This window comes from Lelliottia sp. 7254-16, from assembly GCF_002922995.1.
GTDB lineage: Bacteria > Pseudomonadota > Gammaproteobacteria > Enterobacterales > Enterobacteriaceae > Enterobacter > Enterobacter jeotgali.
Window position 1 is genome coordinate 22077 of record NZ_PQVS01000009.1, and the last position, 14799, is coordinate 36875.

Consider the following 14799-nt stretch of genomic DNA (forward strand, 5'->3'; position numbering starts at 1 on the left):
GGTTTAGCGGGTAATTTGCGGCCAGTCGACCTGACCTGTCACGGATGCTGTATCGATATTTTCAACCTCATCGATGTAATCCAGCACAGCGGCCAGTGTGACTGACTCAGATTGAGTGAGAGCGCGACCGGCCTGCAGCTTGAGCTGGATCACGCTCACGGATTGCATCGCGTCGCTGATAATGTGTTGTTTCTGCAGTTCCGCCATTGCCGGGTAATCAGGCGCGATGGCTTTCAGCACTGGCTTGCCCTGCTCATTCGGCACAATCATTTTGCCTTTGGTCTGGCCGTCGATAAGTTGGTTATACCAGCGGTCAGAAATGGCGACCGCATCGGCAGGCCAGCCAGCCGCCGCCTCAAACGCAGCACGATCCCCTTCATACAAAAAACCACCGATTCCCGCACTGTAAAAATATCCGTTCATTTAGTACCCCACAGCCCAGACTAACGGCGCAACATTGCCGTTACTGCCATATGCCCGATTAGGTTTAACGACGCAGTTCGCCGTCGTCTTTGAAACAAGGTGATAAATCTGCTCAGCGTTGTCGTTATTACTCACGTTTAACGTACCGACTGAGACAAACAGACACGCCGAGGGAAACGCTTTAGGGAACGTCACCGTGTGGTTAGCTTCATTGCTGACCGTCGCACCCTGACACCACTGATAAATCAGGCCGGTACTCGCATCCTGCAGCCAGCCATTCGCCGCTCTCGATGCGATATTCGGCGCGGCGTAGCTCCCTTTGGTCTGATAACGCGCATCGAAATTCCCGTAATCTGACGGCAAGACCTGGCCTGTCACATTCAGACCATGTCCGAGGGAGACCCTTCCGGTCGGGATGTTCACGGTAAAGGGACGCAAACTGCTATAGCCCCCCCATGCGTCACCGCTATTGGTGAGCATAAGATAATGATTGCTACCGTCATTTCGCCAGAATGCGCCGTAATTCCCGTAGGCAATCCGGAAACTGTTAGCATTTGAACTTTGAATTTCCGTACTGGCTTTCAGCGGTCCATTGTTAACAATGACGGGCTTACCGGCGTCAGGGTTGAGGGAAACAGACCCCTCCCAGCCTAAAATAATTCCGCTGTTGCCTTTGTAGTTATAGAGCGATACGTGATAGCTCTCGCTCCCGCGTCCGAAATAAAACACGTTATCGCCGTTGTAATCCTTGCCTAACAGATAGCTCGACTGACCTGCAGCAAGCGGCCACAGCGCCACCGTGGCACCATTGCCCTTGACGGCAATGCCTTTCTGGAATGTTCCGCCCTGCGAGGCCGAAACAGCATCGACATCCGCCGCCGTGGGCTTGTTAAATTCGCTGTACAGTTTTACCCAAGAAATGCCCTCACCAGATTTTTGACGCCCGATATAGGCGTGAAGGTTCGCCCCATCAATGCCGAAATAATTGGTTGTGGGCGTACCGTCGTAGGGAAGCGTAATCCCTGATTTAACCGTCACCGTATCGCGCCAGAACGATGCAACGGTTTCTTTTGAAACGTTGGTATCTCGGGCTCCGCCGCCCAGCCCCTGCCAGCCGACGACCGGCACTCGCCCGGCGGTCGTGTCTGTCATCGATGTCACGACATCCGCCTTTGATGCCGTTCCCAGACTCTCTTTTACTCTGCTCAGGTCATCATTAACGTTCTTTACTGCCTTTGGCGTCGCCGCCAGCGCTTCCGAGGTGCTGTCGGTCGCACTACTGAGCTGGACAATGCCCTTCTGCTTTGTGGTCGCGTCCTGAGCCGTATATTTAGCACTGGCGAAGTCATAGACCGCCTTAACCGCTTTCGGGGTCGCGGCGAGCGTCTCAGACGTGCTGTCGGTCGCATTGCTTAACTGCGTGAAACCTTTTTCTTTCAGCGTGGCGTCAGGATGGCGACGTGATTGCTCATGCTCTGCGAGCCTGTCGTCGACGTAATCCTGCGTTGCCATCACAAGCGTAGTATCGATGGACAGCTCGACCGTGTCGATGTCGCTCACCATGATAACCATGCGCAGCGTCTGCGCGCGTCCTGACCCTTCCGCCAGCTCGGGCTTGTAGCTCTCCGCCATGTTACCGACCGCAATCAGCGTGCCGGTGTCGTCGTAAAGGCCCATTTCACGCAGCCAGAAACCGCCGGTCTCGGGCGGAATAACCAGCTCGGCGACGACATAGTTTTTGTGCTTTTTGTCGTGGCTGATTTTATTCAGCGCATGACGCCAGACCTCATTGACCAGCTTTGTCTGGCTGGCGTTCGGTTCGGGCAGTTTGCCGCCACCGTCCCCGACGGCCATCGCCGTAAAATTCACTTTCTTCCCGTTCGGGACGGTCGCCGCCGCCAGCTTTTCCGCACCGGCTTTGGTGATAACGGTTTTATATTTTACTGTCATTGTGCTCTCACTTATCCGGGGTAAACCGTGGTGATATCGCCGTCATAGCTCAGGGCTCCGTAATACAGATAGCCCGGAATATCCTGAATAATGTTCAGACCGATAAGATGGCGGCTGGCGGGTTTGGCATCGGCAATCAGCCGCTCCATTTCGTAATACATTTCCTCGGTGATGCCCGTCTCTAACACCCCGATATCGAGGCGGAATGTGCCGGGCGGGTCGTTGGTTTCCCACCACTCAGTCACGTTAATCAGATACCCGAGCGGCTCCACTACGCGACGCACCGCGCCAATCGTCCCCTTGTGCGCATGGATAAACCACGCCGCGCGGATCACTTCGCGTTTGGTTTCTTCCGGCCAGCTCTCATCCCAGCGGTCAACCGAAAACGCCCACGCCAGCCACGGCAGCAAATTCGCGGGGCAGGTGTCGGCGTTCCACAGACGACGCAGCGGAACGGGGGTGTTTTCGATATCCTCGCAGGCGCGCGCCGCCGCCACCTCAAGCGGCGAGGAGCCGACCGGCAGCAGACGGGTCTCACTCATCGTTGCCCCCGACCGTCACGCTGTACACGGTGCAAAAAGAGGCCTGCGTATCATCGAGCACGATGTCGGCCACCGGTGCGGCGAGCTCGACACGCTGCACACCCTCGACGTGGAGCGCGGCATAGATGGCGGATTTGCGGATATCCCGCCCGAGCCGGTGCTGTGCGCTGATATAGGTCTGCAGCTTCGCTTTTGCCGCGCTGAGCACCGGCTCGCTTTCGGGTCCGGGGTAAAGGTAAAGCGCCGCGTCAATGGTGTAGTCAACAATCGCGGCTGACTGAACGGTCACGCGGTCAGCGACCGGCCGCACGTCCTCATCATTGAGAGCCGCACGCACCACCGCCAGCAGGTCAGCAGACGCTGCGCCGTTATTCTCGCGGGACAGCACCGACACGGTGACGCACGACGGCTCAGGGCTGATGACGGAAATATCCGCGACCCGTCCGTCAGCGCTGCGACCATGAAACTGATATGCGCCGGTTGAGCCTGCGGTACTCAGTCCCTCGGGGGCTTGCTGAATGCGCAGGCGATAGTCGGTGTCCGATTCCATCACGGCAGGCGTCGGCGGCAGCGTGGTCTCGTCTGCAGGCGTAATCACGAGGCGCTCAACGCTGGAATTAGCCCCGAGCTGGTCGAGGTCAGCACCGGCAGCGTAAGCCAGCATGACCGCGCGCGCCGCTTCATTGACGCGCTGACGCCAGATAACTTCCCGATAAGCGTTCTCCTGCAGCAGTTTCACCATCGGCTCGGATTCGAGCGCCAGCGTGCGCGCGACCGCTTCCTGTTGGTCTGCGGGATAGAGCGAGACGAGCGTCGCCTTTCGTTCGGTCAGGATGGTTTCATAATCGAGCTCCTCCACGACATCGGGCGCGGCGAGCTGGCTCAGGTCAACAATGGTAGCCATAACGTTTAACTCAGTGGAATGGTCAGTGAAAAGGGTTGGCTCGTCATCGAGCGCGTCCCGGTGATATCGACATACAGCGCACCGTCAGTCTCGCCGCGCTCAAAGGTGATGGTCGACAGACTGACGCGCGGCTCCCACTTCTGGATCGCGGAATAACACGCAGACATAATCTGCAGGCGCAGCGCCGGGGTCTGCGGCTGGTCAATCAGCGCCGACAGGAGCGAGCCGTATTCACGGCGCATCACCCGCGAGCCAACCGGCGTGACCAGAATGTCGCGCACGCTCTGCCTGATATGGTCGGCCTCAGAAATACTGAGCCCGGTCTGGCTGTTCATTCCCAGATAACGCACCGTCATTGTGTGTCCACCGTTCTGTCATCGCCGCGCTTCACGCCGCCGTGGTCGTGGTCATCCACCTGCACGCCGTTAGAGGTCAGTTTCCCGCCGCTGTGCTCGATATTCCCTCTCATCGTCCCGCCCTTCTGCACCTCGAGTGAGCCTGTTATCAGCTTGTTGGTACACACCACCTCGGGGGTATCGAGCGTGATGCGGGTTTCAGCTTTGACCAGCACCACCGGCACGGTGGCGGTAAGGGAATCCGACGCGGTGACGTCGGCGGTTTTGATACCTGATACGGTGAGCGCCCCGCTTTCTGGCTCGTACTCAATGACCGCCCCGTCAGGAAAGGCAACGTGAAAGGCATCGGGTGAGGCAGACGGTGCAGGATGGTCATCAGAGAAAATGGAGGGCAGAACAAACGCGGTGTCGAGTTCGCCACCGATGGCAAGAATCAGCACCTGCTCGCCAACGGAAGGAGCCCACCACACCCGCGAGCGCCCGGCGCGAGAGGTCAGCCAGTTTAGCCAGGTGGTTTGCATCCCGCCGGTCTGGACACGACAGAGCCCCTCGACGGGGTCGACGTCGGTCACAATACCGGTGCGGATGAGGTTGCGGATCGCGCGAGCGATATCCTGCAGAGAAGTTAGATTGTTCATGGGGGAAGGATGCCGCCGAACAATGCCAGCGGCAATCTGGTAGGGTTTTATAGGCGATGAAACAACATCGAGAAACAAAGAGGAACAATTGCAAATGACGTAACAATTTCAGAACTTAGTTCTTGGCGAAGTATTACGTAGATAGCTATGGAAAAAATAAAATTAGCTACTCAAATACAATTGGCACTCACTCTTGATCAATGCTAAATATTGAAAATGCAAATAACCAATGTCCAATATAAATTCATTTATCAACTAGTTGAGTGCTAGATTCTACATCTAAATTACTTCCCCATTTTCCTGATCTTTAGCTTGTCTATCCACACGACACGCAACTAAAGCCTCGTTACATGCATCAAAATCGAGAAAATGCCCTAAAGCGAACTCAGATGTAAGCAACGATATCAGATCTAAGTATTTACGAGCCAGACGAGTCGTACTAATCAAATTTTCTATAAGAAGTGCTAACCTTTTTTCACTAGTATCCCCCTCTAGAGAAAGCATTGCAGACCGACAGCAATAATAAAAAATATGTTCAGCATACCCATCATACTGTGGATTATGCGCACGCCCTCCTGCAAGAATTGTCTTGTCAATGTATGCCAATACTGTTGCATTTCTTACAATTGCAGTTAGATACTCGAGAGGAGATCCTGTAGCATTAATAACTTCGCCATATTTTTCCATAAACTTAAATACAAGATATGCATCTGACTTATCGGTTGAAATACTTAATTCCATTATATCATGATATAAAATAGGGACTGGTGTGCCCGAAGTCAAACTAATTTGAATGCTTTTCTTTCTTTCAGAGAGAGTTAAAGAATGCAAAACCTTCATAATGTAAGAATACATGTTCGAGACTGGAAAGCCTGAGCGATAAATCAATTCACACATTAAGTGATCAACACAAAGCAAGGGAATATTATTTGCCACCGACAACTGGAAAGTAGAATAAATAGATTCATCTACCATATCTCTTATCTTCACTAATAACTCAGGCGTATCAACCGGTTTCATTGCTTCCACTGTCACATGTTCAAGTAAAGTTTGAAGCCCACGAATTAGTTCAGAAGAATATTCTCTAATATCCTTTGATGTAACTCTATAAATGCCTTTATCAGTCACCCCTATGGATAAGTAATCCTCTCTCAGGATGTTCTCTATCCAGCTCTCCAAAACATCTTTTGTATATTGACTAACAACTATTGAGGATTCCAAATTAACGAAAGCCGAAGAGAAACCCATCAGCGATATATAGACAGCCGTATAAACATCAATGATCACCTTATCAGGATTTTCTTCCCCATCATTGAATAATGCCAAATTTTTAGCAGATGCAAGTGCCGTTAAATTATTTAAAGCACCTCTAACGGGATCGGATGGAAAGGTAAATTTCCCTCTAAAAACAAGGGGTACAGTAGGACCATGGAGTATAGCATCTCTTTCTTTGTCTTGAGAGTCGTAGTGCCTTATAATACTTTCAAAATAGGGAATAAAATCCTCTTCATTAGAGGGTAGCGAAAACTGTCTAAATGCATCAGTACCATCGTTACTTTTGCTGCGAAGTTCCACTGCTAATCTAAACGCTGCAACATATGGAGGTAGGCGCTCAAGCAACGTATAACCCCTGCTACTCTCCCCTTGGCGCATATTCTCAAGTATCTGGCCTAAAGGAGAATCTATATCTAGTAAGCTTGGGTGACTAGCATCAACGTCACGCACAAGAATTCGAGTAAAGGTCTCGAATCCATCCGAATATTTTACGCCATCCCCACACTTCATCGGAATATAGGGATTGCTATGATCATCTGAACGCTTTATAAGCGTATTAGTATGAATCTGAGTGAAAGGCTTAGCAACTTTACTTGGATTTTGTACAAACCAATCGACAAGAACTCTTTCAGCAAGGCATACATCGACATGAGTGGCTATCTCATTAACCAATGCTATATTTGACTCATGAAAGTTGGATAATATTGCTTCCGGTATTTCAAAAACAATCTCCTTCAGAGCATCAACAGTGGCGCCGTCCTTCCTTGAAGTATGTAGCAACAAATGCCAAGGATACGGGTTATTTGGATACAAATCTATTGCAGATCTAGTCAAATTAATTGATTGTTCATTTTCACCCATTCTCTCGCAAATTTCAGCTTCTCTTATATAAATTAACTGTGTTTTGTCCTCAGGTTGAAGATGCTTTATTTTAGAAAGAAACATATCAAATTTCTCACTTAGATATAAAGCATTCAAATAGCATTCAAATGTTGGCGATACCCAAGCATCATCTGAAATAAATGGACTGAGATAAGTAACAACACTCAAAGGTAAGTTAAGCTTTATAAATCTTTCGCACATCTTCAAAATACCGGCAGGATTTATTTGCTTAAATCTATTTAAATCTTTCTCAAAAAAGTTTTGCGATTTCACTTCTAATTCTTGTATTTCATTTTTATTATCAATTGAACATACTAAAGCAGTTAGATATAGATCAAAAAATGAATTTATATATTCATCACCAGTACTGATTACCCCACCTTGGTCAATCCATTTTTGGACATCTCTAATCTTAACGTAATCATGTTCAAGAGCAAAATCCAAAAGCGCAAACTGCTCTAAGTCCAGAGAGTTAGATAATAATTTAAAATTATTTTTTGGAATTACTAATCTTGTATCTATCTGTTCTAAAAGATCGGCAGTTGCTGGTGCCATTTTTCTTATTTCATTCACATAGACCTTTCCCATATCAAAAAGCCTACTATCCATGAAACATGTTACGTTTAACAAATTAGTTAACGTTGCAATTTGTCTGTCCGTATTATTATTAACACTGTCGGCTAAAAGATTGACAATAAGTCGATCGACATTTGATTTTTCTTGCTTACTAAATGATATATATTGAATTTGTTGATTACGCTCAATAAGAATGCAACTTTCTGTTAAAAGTAATAGTGCTCTGGAGTTGCTCGATTCAAAATGCTTATTTAATAATTGAGAAAGCCGAAAGGAAAGTTCATAATCTTCAACTCTTATAGCGCCTCTAATAATCCCGGTTATTTCCTGCTCAGATAAATTATAAACCTTTGAGCTATTGTAATAATCTAATAACTCTTCTTGGGATGCCAGGCGCTCAAAGAAAACTTCTTTAATATAATGCCCCTCAGAATTAGAATCTAAGTATCTTTCTCGAGCAATACTTTCAGAAGTTCTAGATTCATAATCTATTAGAATAGATACCACTACCTCCCAAACTTCCGTTGAGAGGTTTGTATACTGCAGTAATCTAATTAAATCACTTTTCGATGATGGTATAGAACCCTTAACTAAATCAAGTTTTAAATTCAAAGATTTTAACAATAGAGATACATCATGCTCTAATGAGCTTATGTTATTGAGCACGTCGAGCTTTTCACGCGCCTTAACTAATTCCCTATAAGAAATATCATGCATGACATCATCTATGACAGATATTAAATCCCTAGACTGAATATTACGAACTATATATTCGTATTTATTCCCTGCGATATTATCACCTGAGCCATTGTGTTCTTGATTTACCATCATCTTTATTTCTACTTGTTGTGAATAGTTTTATTACCAACAATATTATCACCCGAACCGCTATGATACTGAGTAACAGTCCCTATATTATTATTTTGACAAGGTTGTATCAAACTTAAAATACCTTGTATGTCTGATGATTCATTGAGCTTTCGCTCAATAGCATTTTCACTGTAATCCTGAAGATTAAGATCATTTATTTTGATGGATAATTGACTCAATAAAGAATCATCAACAATCCATCCTTGTAATTTCTCTTTTAAAAATCCCGTAGTAATTTTCACTCCATGTTTAAAGCCATCATAGAGTATTCCTGAAAGCAACGTACTTGTAACAAAATCCATATCTCACCATGTATTCAATAAGTATATAACAGTAGTCATCTCTCGGGACTACACCTTATGAAGTTACCCAGTTCAAGCGATCACTTTAAATGCTACATCTTCAAGTGGTTAACAGTGTTCGAGCATGGGTCATTTTAACATATCCTACAACAGCTTAGATCTCAATTTAAGTTGATAGCCCTTGTAAATCCCAAGGTCAATAGTTTTGTTTCACTTAAAATCACTATGCCGTAAAACCATCGCGAGGCCACATGCAAACTATTGACTAACTTAATCGACTTCAACTTAGATGGTTAGCAATTAGCTTATGAATTATCTCACTATCTACCCCACTATATCCGAGTAACTGGCGCTCAGGATATTGTACATCCTGACTAAACTGATTTGGCCGGTCTTTAAGCCCGTACTGGTGAATCTGCGCGATGCGTTGCACCTTGCCGGTAAACTCCACCACAGCAGCATCCTTCTGGCCACTGGCTTTCATATAGCGGCTGGTTCGAAGCTTCTGGAACATAGCCCGCTTGATACGTCCCGACTTTGTCCTGAGCGGCTGGCGCTTTCGCGCCTGATACGGCTTGCCGTCAGGCGCTTTTTGCTGTTTGATGCGTTGCTGCTGCGCCTTGCGCAGTTCCTTCGCAATCTGAGCAGCGAGCTTACGCCGCCCCGCCGGTGATAGCGCCCCAATCAGTCCGGCCAGCCTGTCGTCAAAGGGTTTAAACTCACTCATCCCACTTACTCACCAGCTCGCCATTGATGTACAGCTCGGTCGGGCGCGTGACCGGCTCGGGTAAAGGCGGCTCAGGCGCATAGCTGACGTGCAGCGCGCCGTTTTCATCCCTGACGAGCGTGCGCTCGGTGAGCTGCAGGCTGATACTGATATCAACGTTATCCCCGTCGTTCAAATCCATCTGGAACCGGTAGCCCTTTTTGCGCCCCTCATCCGTGGTGCAGATATCCGGCTGGTTCTCACGCAGCCACGCGGCCACCGGCACAAAAATCAAATCAGGGTCGCCAACAAAATCACACACGATCACATTCAGGGTATAAATTTTTTCGTGCGACAGCGAGGCCGCGAGGCGCGCATCGATATTCCCCTCGTCGGCAAAGATGCGCATCATTTCGGGATTATTTTTTAACTGCGGCACGGCATCAGTGAGCGCCTTGCGCAGGCTTTTCATTTTCTGCATCTGTTTTATCCTGACAGTCTTTGATGGTTTCAACCTTTAACGCGCAGGCCGTGAGCGCATGCTCAAGCCTGCGGATATCGGCACTTAAATCGCCGTTACTGAGCGGCTCGCTTCCCGGCATCGGGCAGAGGCTCACTTTCGGGCAGGCGTTGTAAACAGTGACCGGCTGAGGCGCAGGCGGTGCGGGTGTGCAACCGGCGCACAGCATCAGGCAAATCAGCGCGATACCAGCGGCGTAAATCCTCGTTTTCATTGAGTAACCTCGTGATCGTTTGTTCCCGTCGGGTCGCCAGCTCACCGGCGGCGTTCAGTTCGTCACTGAGCCTGACTTGCGCAGTCTCATTCGTCCTGGCAATACGCTGTGACACGGCAAGCTGATTTTTCAGCATCCCGATAGTGGTCTTTTGCTCGCTGGCGACCCGGTTCGCTTTCTCAAACGAGCGGGATAAATTCGCGTTGTCATGGCGCAGCCACAGCACCCCGCCGAGCAATCCGGCCAGCAGAATCATCAGCACTTTCATTGCATCCCCTTAACGCAGTAAGCCCGCTCCCGCGCGCGGCGGTTCTCAAGACCTTTGTTTCTGACGCCATTCACATACACCCAGCGGGTAAGCTGGTCGCACGCCTGCCACCACTGCTGACGCTTGATAAACGAGACCAGCGTCGAGCCACAGGCCGCGCCCGTTCCCACGTTGAAGGCAAAACTGATCAGCGTGTCATAGACGCGTGGGGGCATCTTCACCGGCACGCAGACCGCGAGCCGTTGCTCGGTATTGAGCACATCCGCGACGAGGTTCGCCGCCGCCTGTCGCTCGGTGATATCCCCTTTCGGCGTGACACCGGCAGTGTGGCCGATGCCTGACGTCCACACGCCCGCGCTGCACTGGTAAGGTGTCAGGCGACAGCCCTCGAGATCAGCGACTAGCGCCAGTCCCCCGGGCGAGGTGTTCAGCAGACGAAAGTCAGGCATCAGTGCCGCCAGCGCCAGCACAGCGGCCACACTGCATTTTTTAATGATTGAGCTCACGAATAGCCCCCTTATCCAGCCCGAGCGATGTCAGGTAGAGGTACGTTTTGCGCTTAAACCAGTAATTCGTCAGCGCGGTAAAAATGGCGCAGCCACCGCCGACATACAGCGCCAGTTTTTCAGGGGACATCGCCCCGAAATACGCCACCCCCACGGCCAGCCAGTAGGCGACAAACGTCGTGATTTTTTCCATGTTCAGTCCCATAGATTCACCGTCTCGGTTTTCGGGGCGCTGTCGGTCTCGGGCAGCTCGATAGCCGTGCCGTGCGGCAGGATGACGCCCAGCTCCGACAGCCCCGGATTCACCTGCAGCACCGCCTCGACCACGCCCTCTGTCCGCCCGTAATAGCGCGCACAAATCGCGTCGAGGGTGTCACCCTGCATCGCATAGACCTTCATCAGATTTGCCCCACAATGCAGCGCGCCCTGTCCTGAATGCGCGCCACTGACCAGCGCATATCCCGCCACATTTCATCGATAGTGCTGTCGATACTGTCGGCCTTTTTGTCGCCCTTGCTGGTCGCATCCACGCCGCGATAACGCTCGTACAGCGTGGCGGTCGTCATCGCGCATACGGCGTTGAAGTAGTGGAAACAGCGCACGCTCTCGCCGTCGAGCTCGTCGGTCGGGACATCCGCGAGCGTGGCGTGACCGGCGTCGAGCTGACGGTCGCGCCAGTCGCGCAGCTCCGCGTTGGTCTCCGCGATGGCGGTTTTAATCGCCCGGCGCAGGCGCACAGGGGAAACCGTCTGCTCAAGGCGCATTTCTTCGCGCACGCGCTGAGGGTCAACATCAGGGAAAAAGCCCGTATTTTTAATGACCGACTCGCTCACGCCCGGTGGCGGTATCACCACGCCCGGCACGTCCTGCGGGTTTTTGGGCTCAATAATTACTGTCATCATGACAACCTCAGAAAATAGGTGGGCGGTGGACGCCGGTCGCAGTCAGGGCAATCAATACCCGCGTTGAACGGCGTGCCGCCCGGCTCGGGGAGCGTTCGGTTAACCTGCGGCTTTTGCCGCTTTGGGAGGACGTCCGCGCCGTACCGCCGGTTTAGCGGCAGGTTTGCGCGTGCGTGGTGTAGTCGTTTTGGGCGCGGGCTCTGGCTTCGGTTTAAGCTGGCGCTCAAGCTGTTCGATATCCTTTTTCACGCCGATAGTTCGCTCTAACTGGATCGCACGCTGCAGGTGCACCAGTGCCTCGGGCAGTTTCCCTGCGTCACGCAGCACGTAGCCGGTGATTTTGTGCAGCTTCGCGCGCACGATATCGGGCATATCCGCACGCTCAGTCAGTTCGAGGGTGTGGAGCAGGTGCGCCAGCTCAGGCGACTGATTCGCATCGCGCAGGCGCTGCGCAGAAAGCGCGACTTCTTCGGCCAGCAGATACGGCGTGGTGCGACGGTGGCCGCCGACAGGCATCGTCAGGCCATACGTCAGCGCGTAACGGGCAATCTCCAGCGCACCGGCGATATCATCCGCATCGAGACGCCACAGCATGACGGTCATGACAATGTCATCCTGCGCCCCTTTGCCGTTCGCAAGGACACCCGCCACCCACGGCAGATAAAACGGCAGCAGCTCACGCTTTTTGTCGGCCTTACGTTCAGTGGATCGGATTTGTTTTAACGTGCGACAGTCTGCGGCCAGCTTAACGAGCATCTGCTCATAGGCAGTTGCATTGCGCAGCGGAGCAGCGCCCCGCTGTGCAGTTTCAGAGGCCGAGACCCGCATCATGTGAAGCGCTGCGGGGCTCGTCATGGCTTACGCTCCGCCGTTCTGGTCAGCAGGTTCAGCAGACGCGGCAAACTCACCGGGCTTGATGTTTTCAATCAGGCAACCGGCGGCATAAGCCTCAACCACATAATCGATGTTCATCGACTCGTAGTTTTCGATGCGGTCTTTTTTCGGCTCCTCGATGATGGCGCGGCGGTGCGCGTCGTCCATGAAGTAAATCGACAGGTTATCGAGGCGCGTAATCATCAGCGCATCCGCCGGGAAGTACGGCACACGCACGGCGGGCAGGTTGCCGATGCGCTTCTGGCTGATGATGATGTCAGCGGCCAGTGATTCGGTGTTTGGCTGCGTCTTGTTAACGATCGGGAAATATTTATCCGCGAGCAGCTTGCGACCGGTGATGACCACGAGCTCCGGGTCGTCCTGATAAATCTCGTCAATCAGGTTGGTGGTGGCGTCCATCACCAGCGCATCGAGGTTTTCATAGTCGCCGTTTTCACCCACGCGGATCACCGCCGAAACCACATCGCCGTTTGCATCGGTGATTTTCGACATCACGCGCGCCGGGGCTTCATTGCGGTACTTCTGCAGCCAGCCCACCGCAACATCCTGCAGCATCGGATGCGTTTTGCGGTTGGAGGTTTCCGCGCGAGTAATACCGTTGAAACCGGCCATGATGAAATCGAGTGACTGGCGCTTGATGATCGCGTCACGGATACGGGTCTGGAAGTCCTGGAATCGCGCCCACAGGTCGAGCTGTTTGTAACGGATATGGAAATCAAAGTTGATTTGCGCACATTCGTATTTGTTGGATTCCAGCGCCGTGAAATCGGCGGTCTTACGCTCATCATCACCGGCGGTGTCGGCGGTGCTCGCAATCGTGCCGTTGACACCCACCCCGACCTTTTCGCCTTTCAGCTCGTCGACCGGCACGATGTTGATTTTGGTCAGAAACGCGGATGACACCTGCAGGGTGTTCATCAGGGTCTGGGTCACGGACGGCTCGACGGTGAATTTCTTCGCCACGTCATCGGTCTCGACGCCATTCAGCTCCGCAACGCGGGACAGGTAAGCATTGAATTTAAAGCGGGTCTCTTTACGCATGGGTATTCCTGTTTTTCTAATTTGTCAGATGTCAGGCCGGGCAATACACCCGGCGTGTGGATCAGCAGTTGGTCAGCAGCTCGTCGCCCGTCCCGCCTTTCGATTTCTCGCGGCGCGGCTGGCTCAGGCTTTCGGTGTTATCAAGGGTGCTTTTCAGAGAGGAAAACGCCTGCGCGCTTTCGTCTGCCTTGCGCGTCACGTCCTGCTTAAACTGCGCAAAGGTGGTCTCAAGCTCCGCGATGCGCTGGTCAGTCGCACTGAGACTGGCCTGCACCAGTTCAGATACTTCCGTCACCGCCTCATGCACGTCAGCAAAACGCGCGTCATCGCTCACCTGCTTGCGGTTGAAAATGGCTTTAACTTTGTCAGTCAGGCTGTTGAGCACGGTGTCGGGAACGTCTTCGAATTCCAGCTCTGCCAGCGTGGCAACGGAAAACAGGTCGTCAGGATGGGCTTTTTTACCGGCGAGCGGGTTCTGCGTGGCACGGCTGCAGAATTCGAGGTATTCCGTGCCGAGGCTTGCCGGGTCATCGGTCACGGCGAGGCCGACGAGATAGCACTTGCCGCTGTTGGCGAAGTTCGGGCGAATTTCCATCGAGGTGTAAACCTTCTGCCCGGCTTTCACCATGCTGACCAGCTCGTCGAGCGGTGTGATTTTGCCAAACAGCGCTTTCTTGCCGTTCAGCGCCGAGTCATCGCTGATAATTTCCGCTTTGACTTCGGTCACGTCGCCATAACGTTTGAGCACGCTGTCGGGCAGGATGCCGCGCAGGTGTTCGAGGTTGATGCGACAGCCATAGACACGCGGGTCAAATGTGTCCGCCATATCCTGAATATCTTCGCCGTTAATCACGCGGCCATCGCAGGTGTCACCCTCGACGCCGATGCGAAACCATTTAGAAACTTTCTTTGCCATTGTTCAGGTGTCCTGATGTTAGGTTTTCGGTTCGGGTGTAGTGTCCCGACTCCGCCCCGCATCAGCCACCGCTTGCAGAAGTGCAACCCCTGACACAACAGGGGCTTAGCGAAT

The 14799-nt window shown here is 51.7% G+C and carries 19 protein-coding genes; all 19 read right to left on the bottom strand.

All coding sequences use genetic code 11. The features are described from left to right. Positions 1-3 precede the first annotated feature (3 nt). The 19 genes from C3708_RS13220 to C3708_RS13310 all read right to left on the bottom strand — a co-directional run bounded on the left by C3708_RS13220 (position 4) and on the right by C3708_RS13310 (position 14685). Positions 4-423 carry a tail fiber assembly protein gene (locus C3708_RS13220; RefSeq protein WP_103949554.1) on the bottom strand — a complete coding sequence of 140 codons (420 nt, stop codon included), beginning with the start codon at positions 421-423 and terminating at the stop codon, positions 4-6. Next, positions 424-2373, bottom strand: coding sequence for a phage tail protein (locus tag C3708_RS13225; RefSeq protein ID WP_103949555.1), 1950 nt, complete (start codon positions 2371-2373; stop codon positions 424-426). Between the two features lie 11 nt (positions 2374-2384). Continuing rightward, positions 2385-2915, bottom strand: a complete 531-nt coding sequence (locus C3708_RS13230) for a phage tail protein I (protein WP_103949556.1) — start codon at positions 2913-2915, stop codon at positions 2385-2387. Further along, on the bottom strand, positions 2908-3819 hold the full coding sequence (locus C3708_RS13235) for a baseplate assembly protein (protein ID WP_103949557.1): 912 nt from the start codon (positions 3817-3819) through the stop codon (positions 2908-2910). Before C3708_RS13235 ends, C3708_RS13230 begins: the two co-directional genes overlap by 8 nt. A gap of 5 nt (positions 3820-3824) precedes the next feature. Then, positions 3825-4175: a GPW/gp25 family protein gene (locus tag C3708_RS13240; RefSeq protein ID WP_103949558.1), complete on the bottom strand. Its 351-nt coding sequence runs from the start codon at positions 4173-4175 to the stop codon at positions 3825-3827. After that, a complete protein-coding gene (locus C3708_RS13245; RefSeq protein ID WP_103949559.1) occupies positions 4172-4813 on the bottom strand; it encodes a phage baseplate assembly protein V in 642 nt (213 codons plus the stop codon). Before C3708_RS13245 ends, C3708_RS13240 begins: the two co-directional genes overlap by 4 nt. 279 nt (positions 4814-5092) lie before the next feature. Then, positions 5093-8377 (bottom strand): hypothetical protein, encoded by a 3285-nt coding sequence (locus tag C3708_RS13250; RefSeq protein WP_103949560.1) that lies wholly within the window; start codon positions 8375-8377, stop codon positions 5093-5095. An 8-nt stretch (positions 8378-8385) separates the two neighbouring features. Further along, positions 8386-8718, bottom strand: coding sequence for a hypothetical protein (locus C3708_RS13255; RefSeq protein ID WP_103949561.1), 333 nt, complete (start codon positions 8716-8718; stop codon positions 8386-8388). Between the two features lie 280 nt (positions 8719-8998). Next, the gene (locus C3708_RS13260) at positions 8999-9445 is read right to left on the bottom strand and encodes a phage virion morphogenesis protein (protein WP_103949562.1); all 447 of its coding nucleotides are present in this window, start codon (positions 9443-9445) and stop codon (positions 8999-9001) included. Continuing rightward, positions 9438-9905, bottom strand: a complete 468-nt coding sequence (locus tag C3708_RS13265) for a phage tail protein (protein WP_103949563.1) — start codon at positions 9903-9905, stop codon at positions 9438-9440. Before C3708_RS13265 ends, C3708_RS13260 begins: the two co-directional genes overlap by 8 nt. Then, positions 9868-10113, bottom strand: coding sequence for an Rz1-like lysis system protein LysC (gene lysC / locus C3708_RS23910; RefSeq protein WP_103949564.1), 246 nt, complete (start codon positions 10111-10113; stop codon positions 9868-9870). Before lysC ends, C3708_RS13265 begins: the two co-directional genes overlap by 38 nt. Continuing rightward, the gene (gene lysB, locus C3708_RS13275) at positions 10001-10426 is read right to left on the bottom strand and encodes an Rz-like lysis system protein LysB (protein WP_103949565.1); all 426 of its coding nucleotides are present in this window, start codon (positions 10424-10426) and stop codon (positions 10001-10003) included. Before lysB ends, lysC begins: the two co-directional genes overlap by 113 nt. Continuing rightward, positions 10423-10932 (bottom strand): lysozyme, encoded by a 510-nt coding sequence (locus tag C3708_RS13280; RefSeq protein WP_103949566.1) that lies wholly within the window; start codon positions 10930-10932, stop codon positions 10423-10425. The genes lysB and C3708_RS13280 overlap by 4 nt, the downstream gene beginning before the upstream one ends. Further along, positions 10916-11137: a primosomal protein gene (locus C3708_RS13285; protein ID WP_103949567.1), complete on the bottom strand. Its 222-nt coding sequence runs from the start codon at positions 11135-11137 to the stop codon at positions 10916-10918. Before C3708_RS13285 ends, C3708_RS13280 begins: the two co-directional genes overlap by 17 nt. Further along, positions 11128-11331 (bottom strand): tail protein X, encoded by a 204-nt coding sequence (locus C3708_RS13290; protein WP_103949568.1) that lies wholly within the window; start codon positions 11329-11331, stop codon positions 11128-11130. Before C3708_RS13290 ends, C3708_RS13285 begins: the two co-directional genes overlap by 10 nt. After that, positions 11331-11834 carry a head completion/stabilization protein gene (locus C3708_RS13295; RefSeq protein ID WP_103949569.1) on the bottom strand — a complete coding sequence of 168 codons (504 nt, stop codon included), beginning with the start codon at positions 11832-11834 and terminating at the stop codon, positions 11331-11333. The genes C3708_RS13290 and C3708_RS13295 overlap by 1 nt, the downstream gene beginning before the upstream one ends. Before the next feature lie 99 nt (positions 11835-11933). After that, a complete protein-coding gene (locus C3708_RS13300; RefSeq protein WP_103949570.1) occupies positions 11934-12689 on the bottom strand; it encodes a terminase endonuclease subunit in 756 nt (251 codons plus the stop codon). A gap of 3 nt (positions 12690-12692) precedes the next feature. Then, the gene (locus C3708_RS13305; protein WP_103949571.1) at positions 12693-13769 is read right to left on the bottom strand and encodes a phage major capsid protein, P2 family; all 1077 of its coding nucleotides are present in this window, start codon (positions 13767-13769) and stop codon (positions 12693-12695) included. 61 nt (positions 13770-13830) lie between these two features. Beyond that, positions 13831-14685, bottom strand: coding sequence for a GPO family capsid scaffolding protein (locus C3708_RS13310; protein ID WP_103949572.1), 855 nt, complete (start codon positions 14683-14685; stop codon positions 13831-13833). Positions 14686-14799 lie beyond the last annotated feature (114 nt).

What these genes read in the sequence shown, in the direction of transcription:
- C3708_RS13220 (WP_103949554.1), bottom strand. Translation starts at nt 423, where the DNA reads ATGAACGGATATTTTTACAGTGCGGGAATCGGTGGTTTTTTGTATGAA.
- C3708_RS13225 (WP_103949555.1), bottom strand. Translation starts at nt 2,373, where the DNA reads ATGACAGTAAAATATAAAACCGTTATCACCAAAGCCGGTGCGGAAAAG.
- C3708_RS13230 (WP_103949556.1), bottom strand. Translation starts at nt 2,915, where the DNA reads ATGAGTGAGACCCGTCTGCTGCCGGTCGGCTCCTCGCCGCTTGAGGTG.
- C3708_RS13235 (WP_103949557.1), bottom strand. Translation starts at nt 3,819, where the DNA reads ATGGCTACCATTGTTGACCTGAGCCAGCTCGCCGCGCCCGATGTCGTG.
- C3708_RS13240 (WP_103949558.1), bottom strand. Translation starts at nt 4,175, where the DNA reads ATGACGGTGCGTTATCTGGGAATGAACAGCCAGACCGGGCTCAGTATT.
- C3708_RS13245 (WP_103949559.1), bottom strand. Translation starts at nt 4,813, where the DNA reads ATGAACAATCTAACTTCTCTGCAGGATATCGCTCGCGCGATCCGCAAC.
- C3708_RS13250 (WP_103949560.1), bottom strand. Translation starts at nt 8,377, where the DNA reads ATGATGGTAAATCAAGAACACAATGGCTCAGGTGATAATATCGCAGGG.
- C3708_RS13255 (WP_103949561.1), bottom strand. Translation starts at nt 8,718, where the DNA reads ATGGATTTTGTTACAAGTACGTTGCTTTCAGGAATACTCTATGATGGC.
- C3708_RS13260 (WP_103949562.1), bottom strand. Translation starts at nt 9,445, where the DNA reads ATGAGTGAGTTTAAACCCTTTGACGACAGGCTGGCCGGACTGATTGGG.
- C3708_RS13265 (WP_103949563.1), bottom strand. Translation starts at nt 9,905, where the DNA reads ATGCAGAAAATGAAAAGCCTGCGCAAGGCGCTCACTGATGCCGTGCCG.
- lysC (WP_103949564.1), bottom strand. Translation starts at nt 10,113, where the DNA reads ATGCTGTGCGCCGGTTGCACACCCGCACCGCCTGCGCCTCAGCCGGTC.
- lysB (WP_103949565.1), bottom strand. Translation starts at nt 10,426, where the DNA reads ATGAAAGTGCTGATGATTCTGCTGGCCGGATTGCTCGGCGGGGTGCTG.
- C3708_RS13285 (WP_103949567.1), bottom strand. Translation starts at nt 11,137, where the DNA reads ATGGGACTGAACATGGAAAAAATCACGACGTTTGTCGCCTACTGGCTG.
- C3708_RS13290 (WP_103949568.1), bottom strand. Translation starts at nt 11,331, where the DNA reads ATGAAGGTCTATGCGATGCAGGGTGACACCCTCGACGCGATTTGTGCG.
- C3708_RS13295 (WP_103949569.1), bottom strand. Translation starts at nt 11,834, where the DNA reads ATGATGACAGTAATTATTGAGCCCAAAAACCCGCAGGACGTGCCGGGC.
- C3708_RS13300 (WP_103949570.1), bottom strand. Translation starts at nt 12,689, where the DNA reads ATGACGAGCCCCGCAGCGCTTCACATGATGCGGGTCTCGGCCTCTGAA.
- C3708_RS13305 (WP_103949571.1), bottom strand. Translation starts at nt 13,769, where the DNA reads ATGCGTAAAGAGACCCGCTTTAAATTCAATGCTTACCTGTCCCGCGTT.
- C3708_RS13310 (WP_103949572.1), bottom strand. Translation starts at nt 14,685, where the DNA reads ATGGCAAAGAAAGTTTCTAAATGGTTTCGCATCGGCGTCGAGGGTGAC.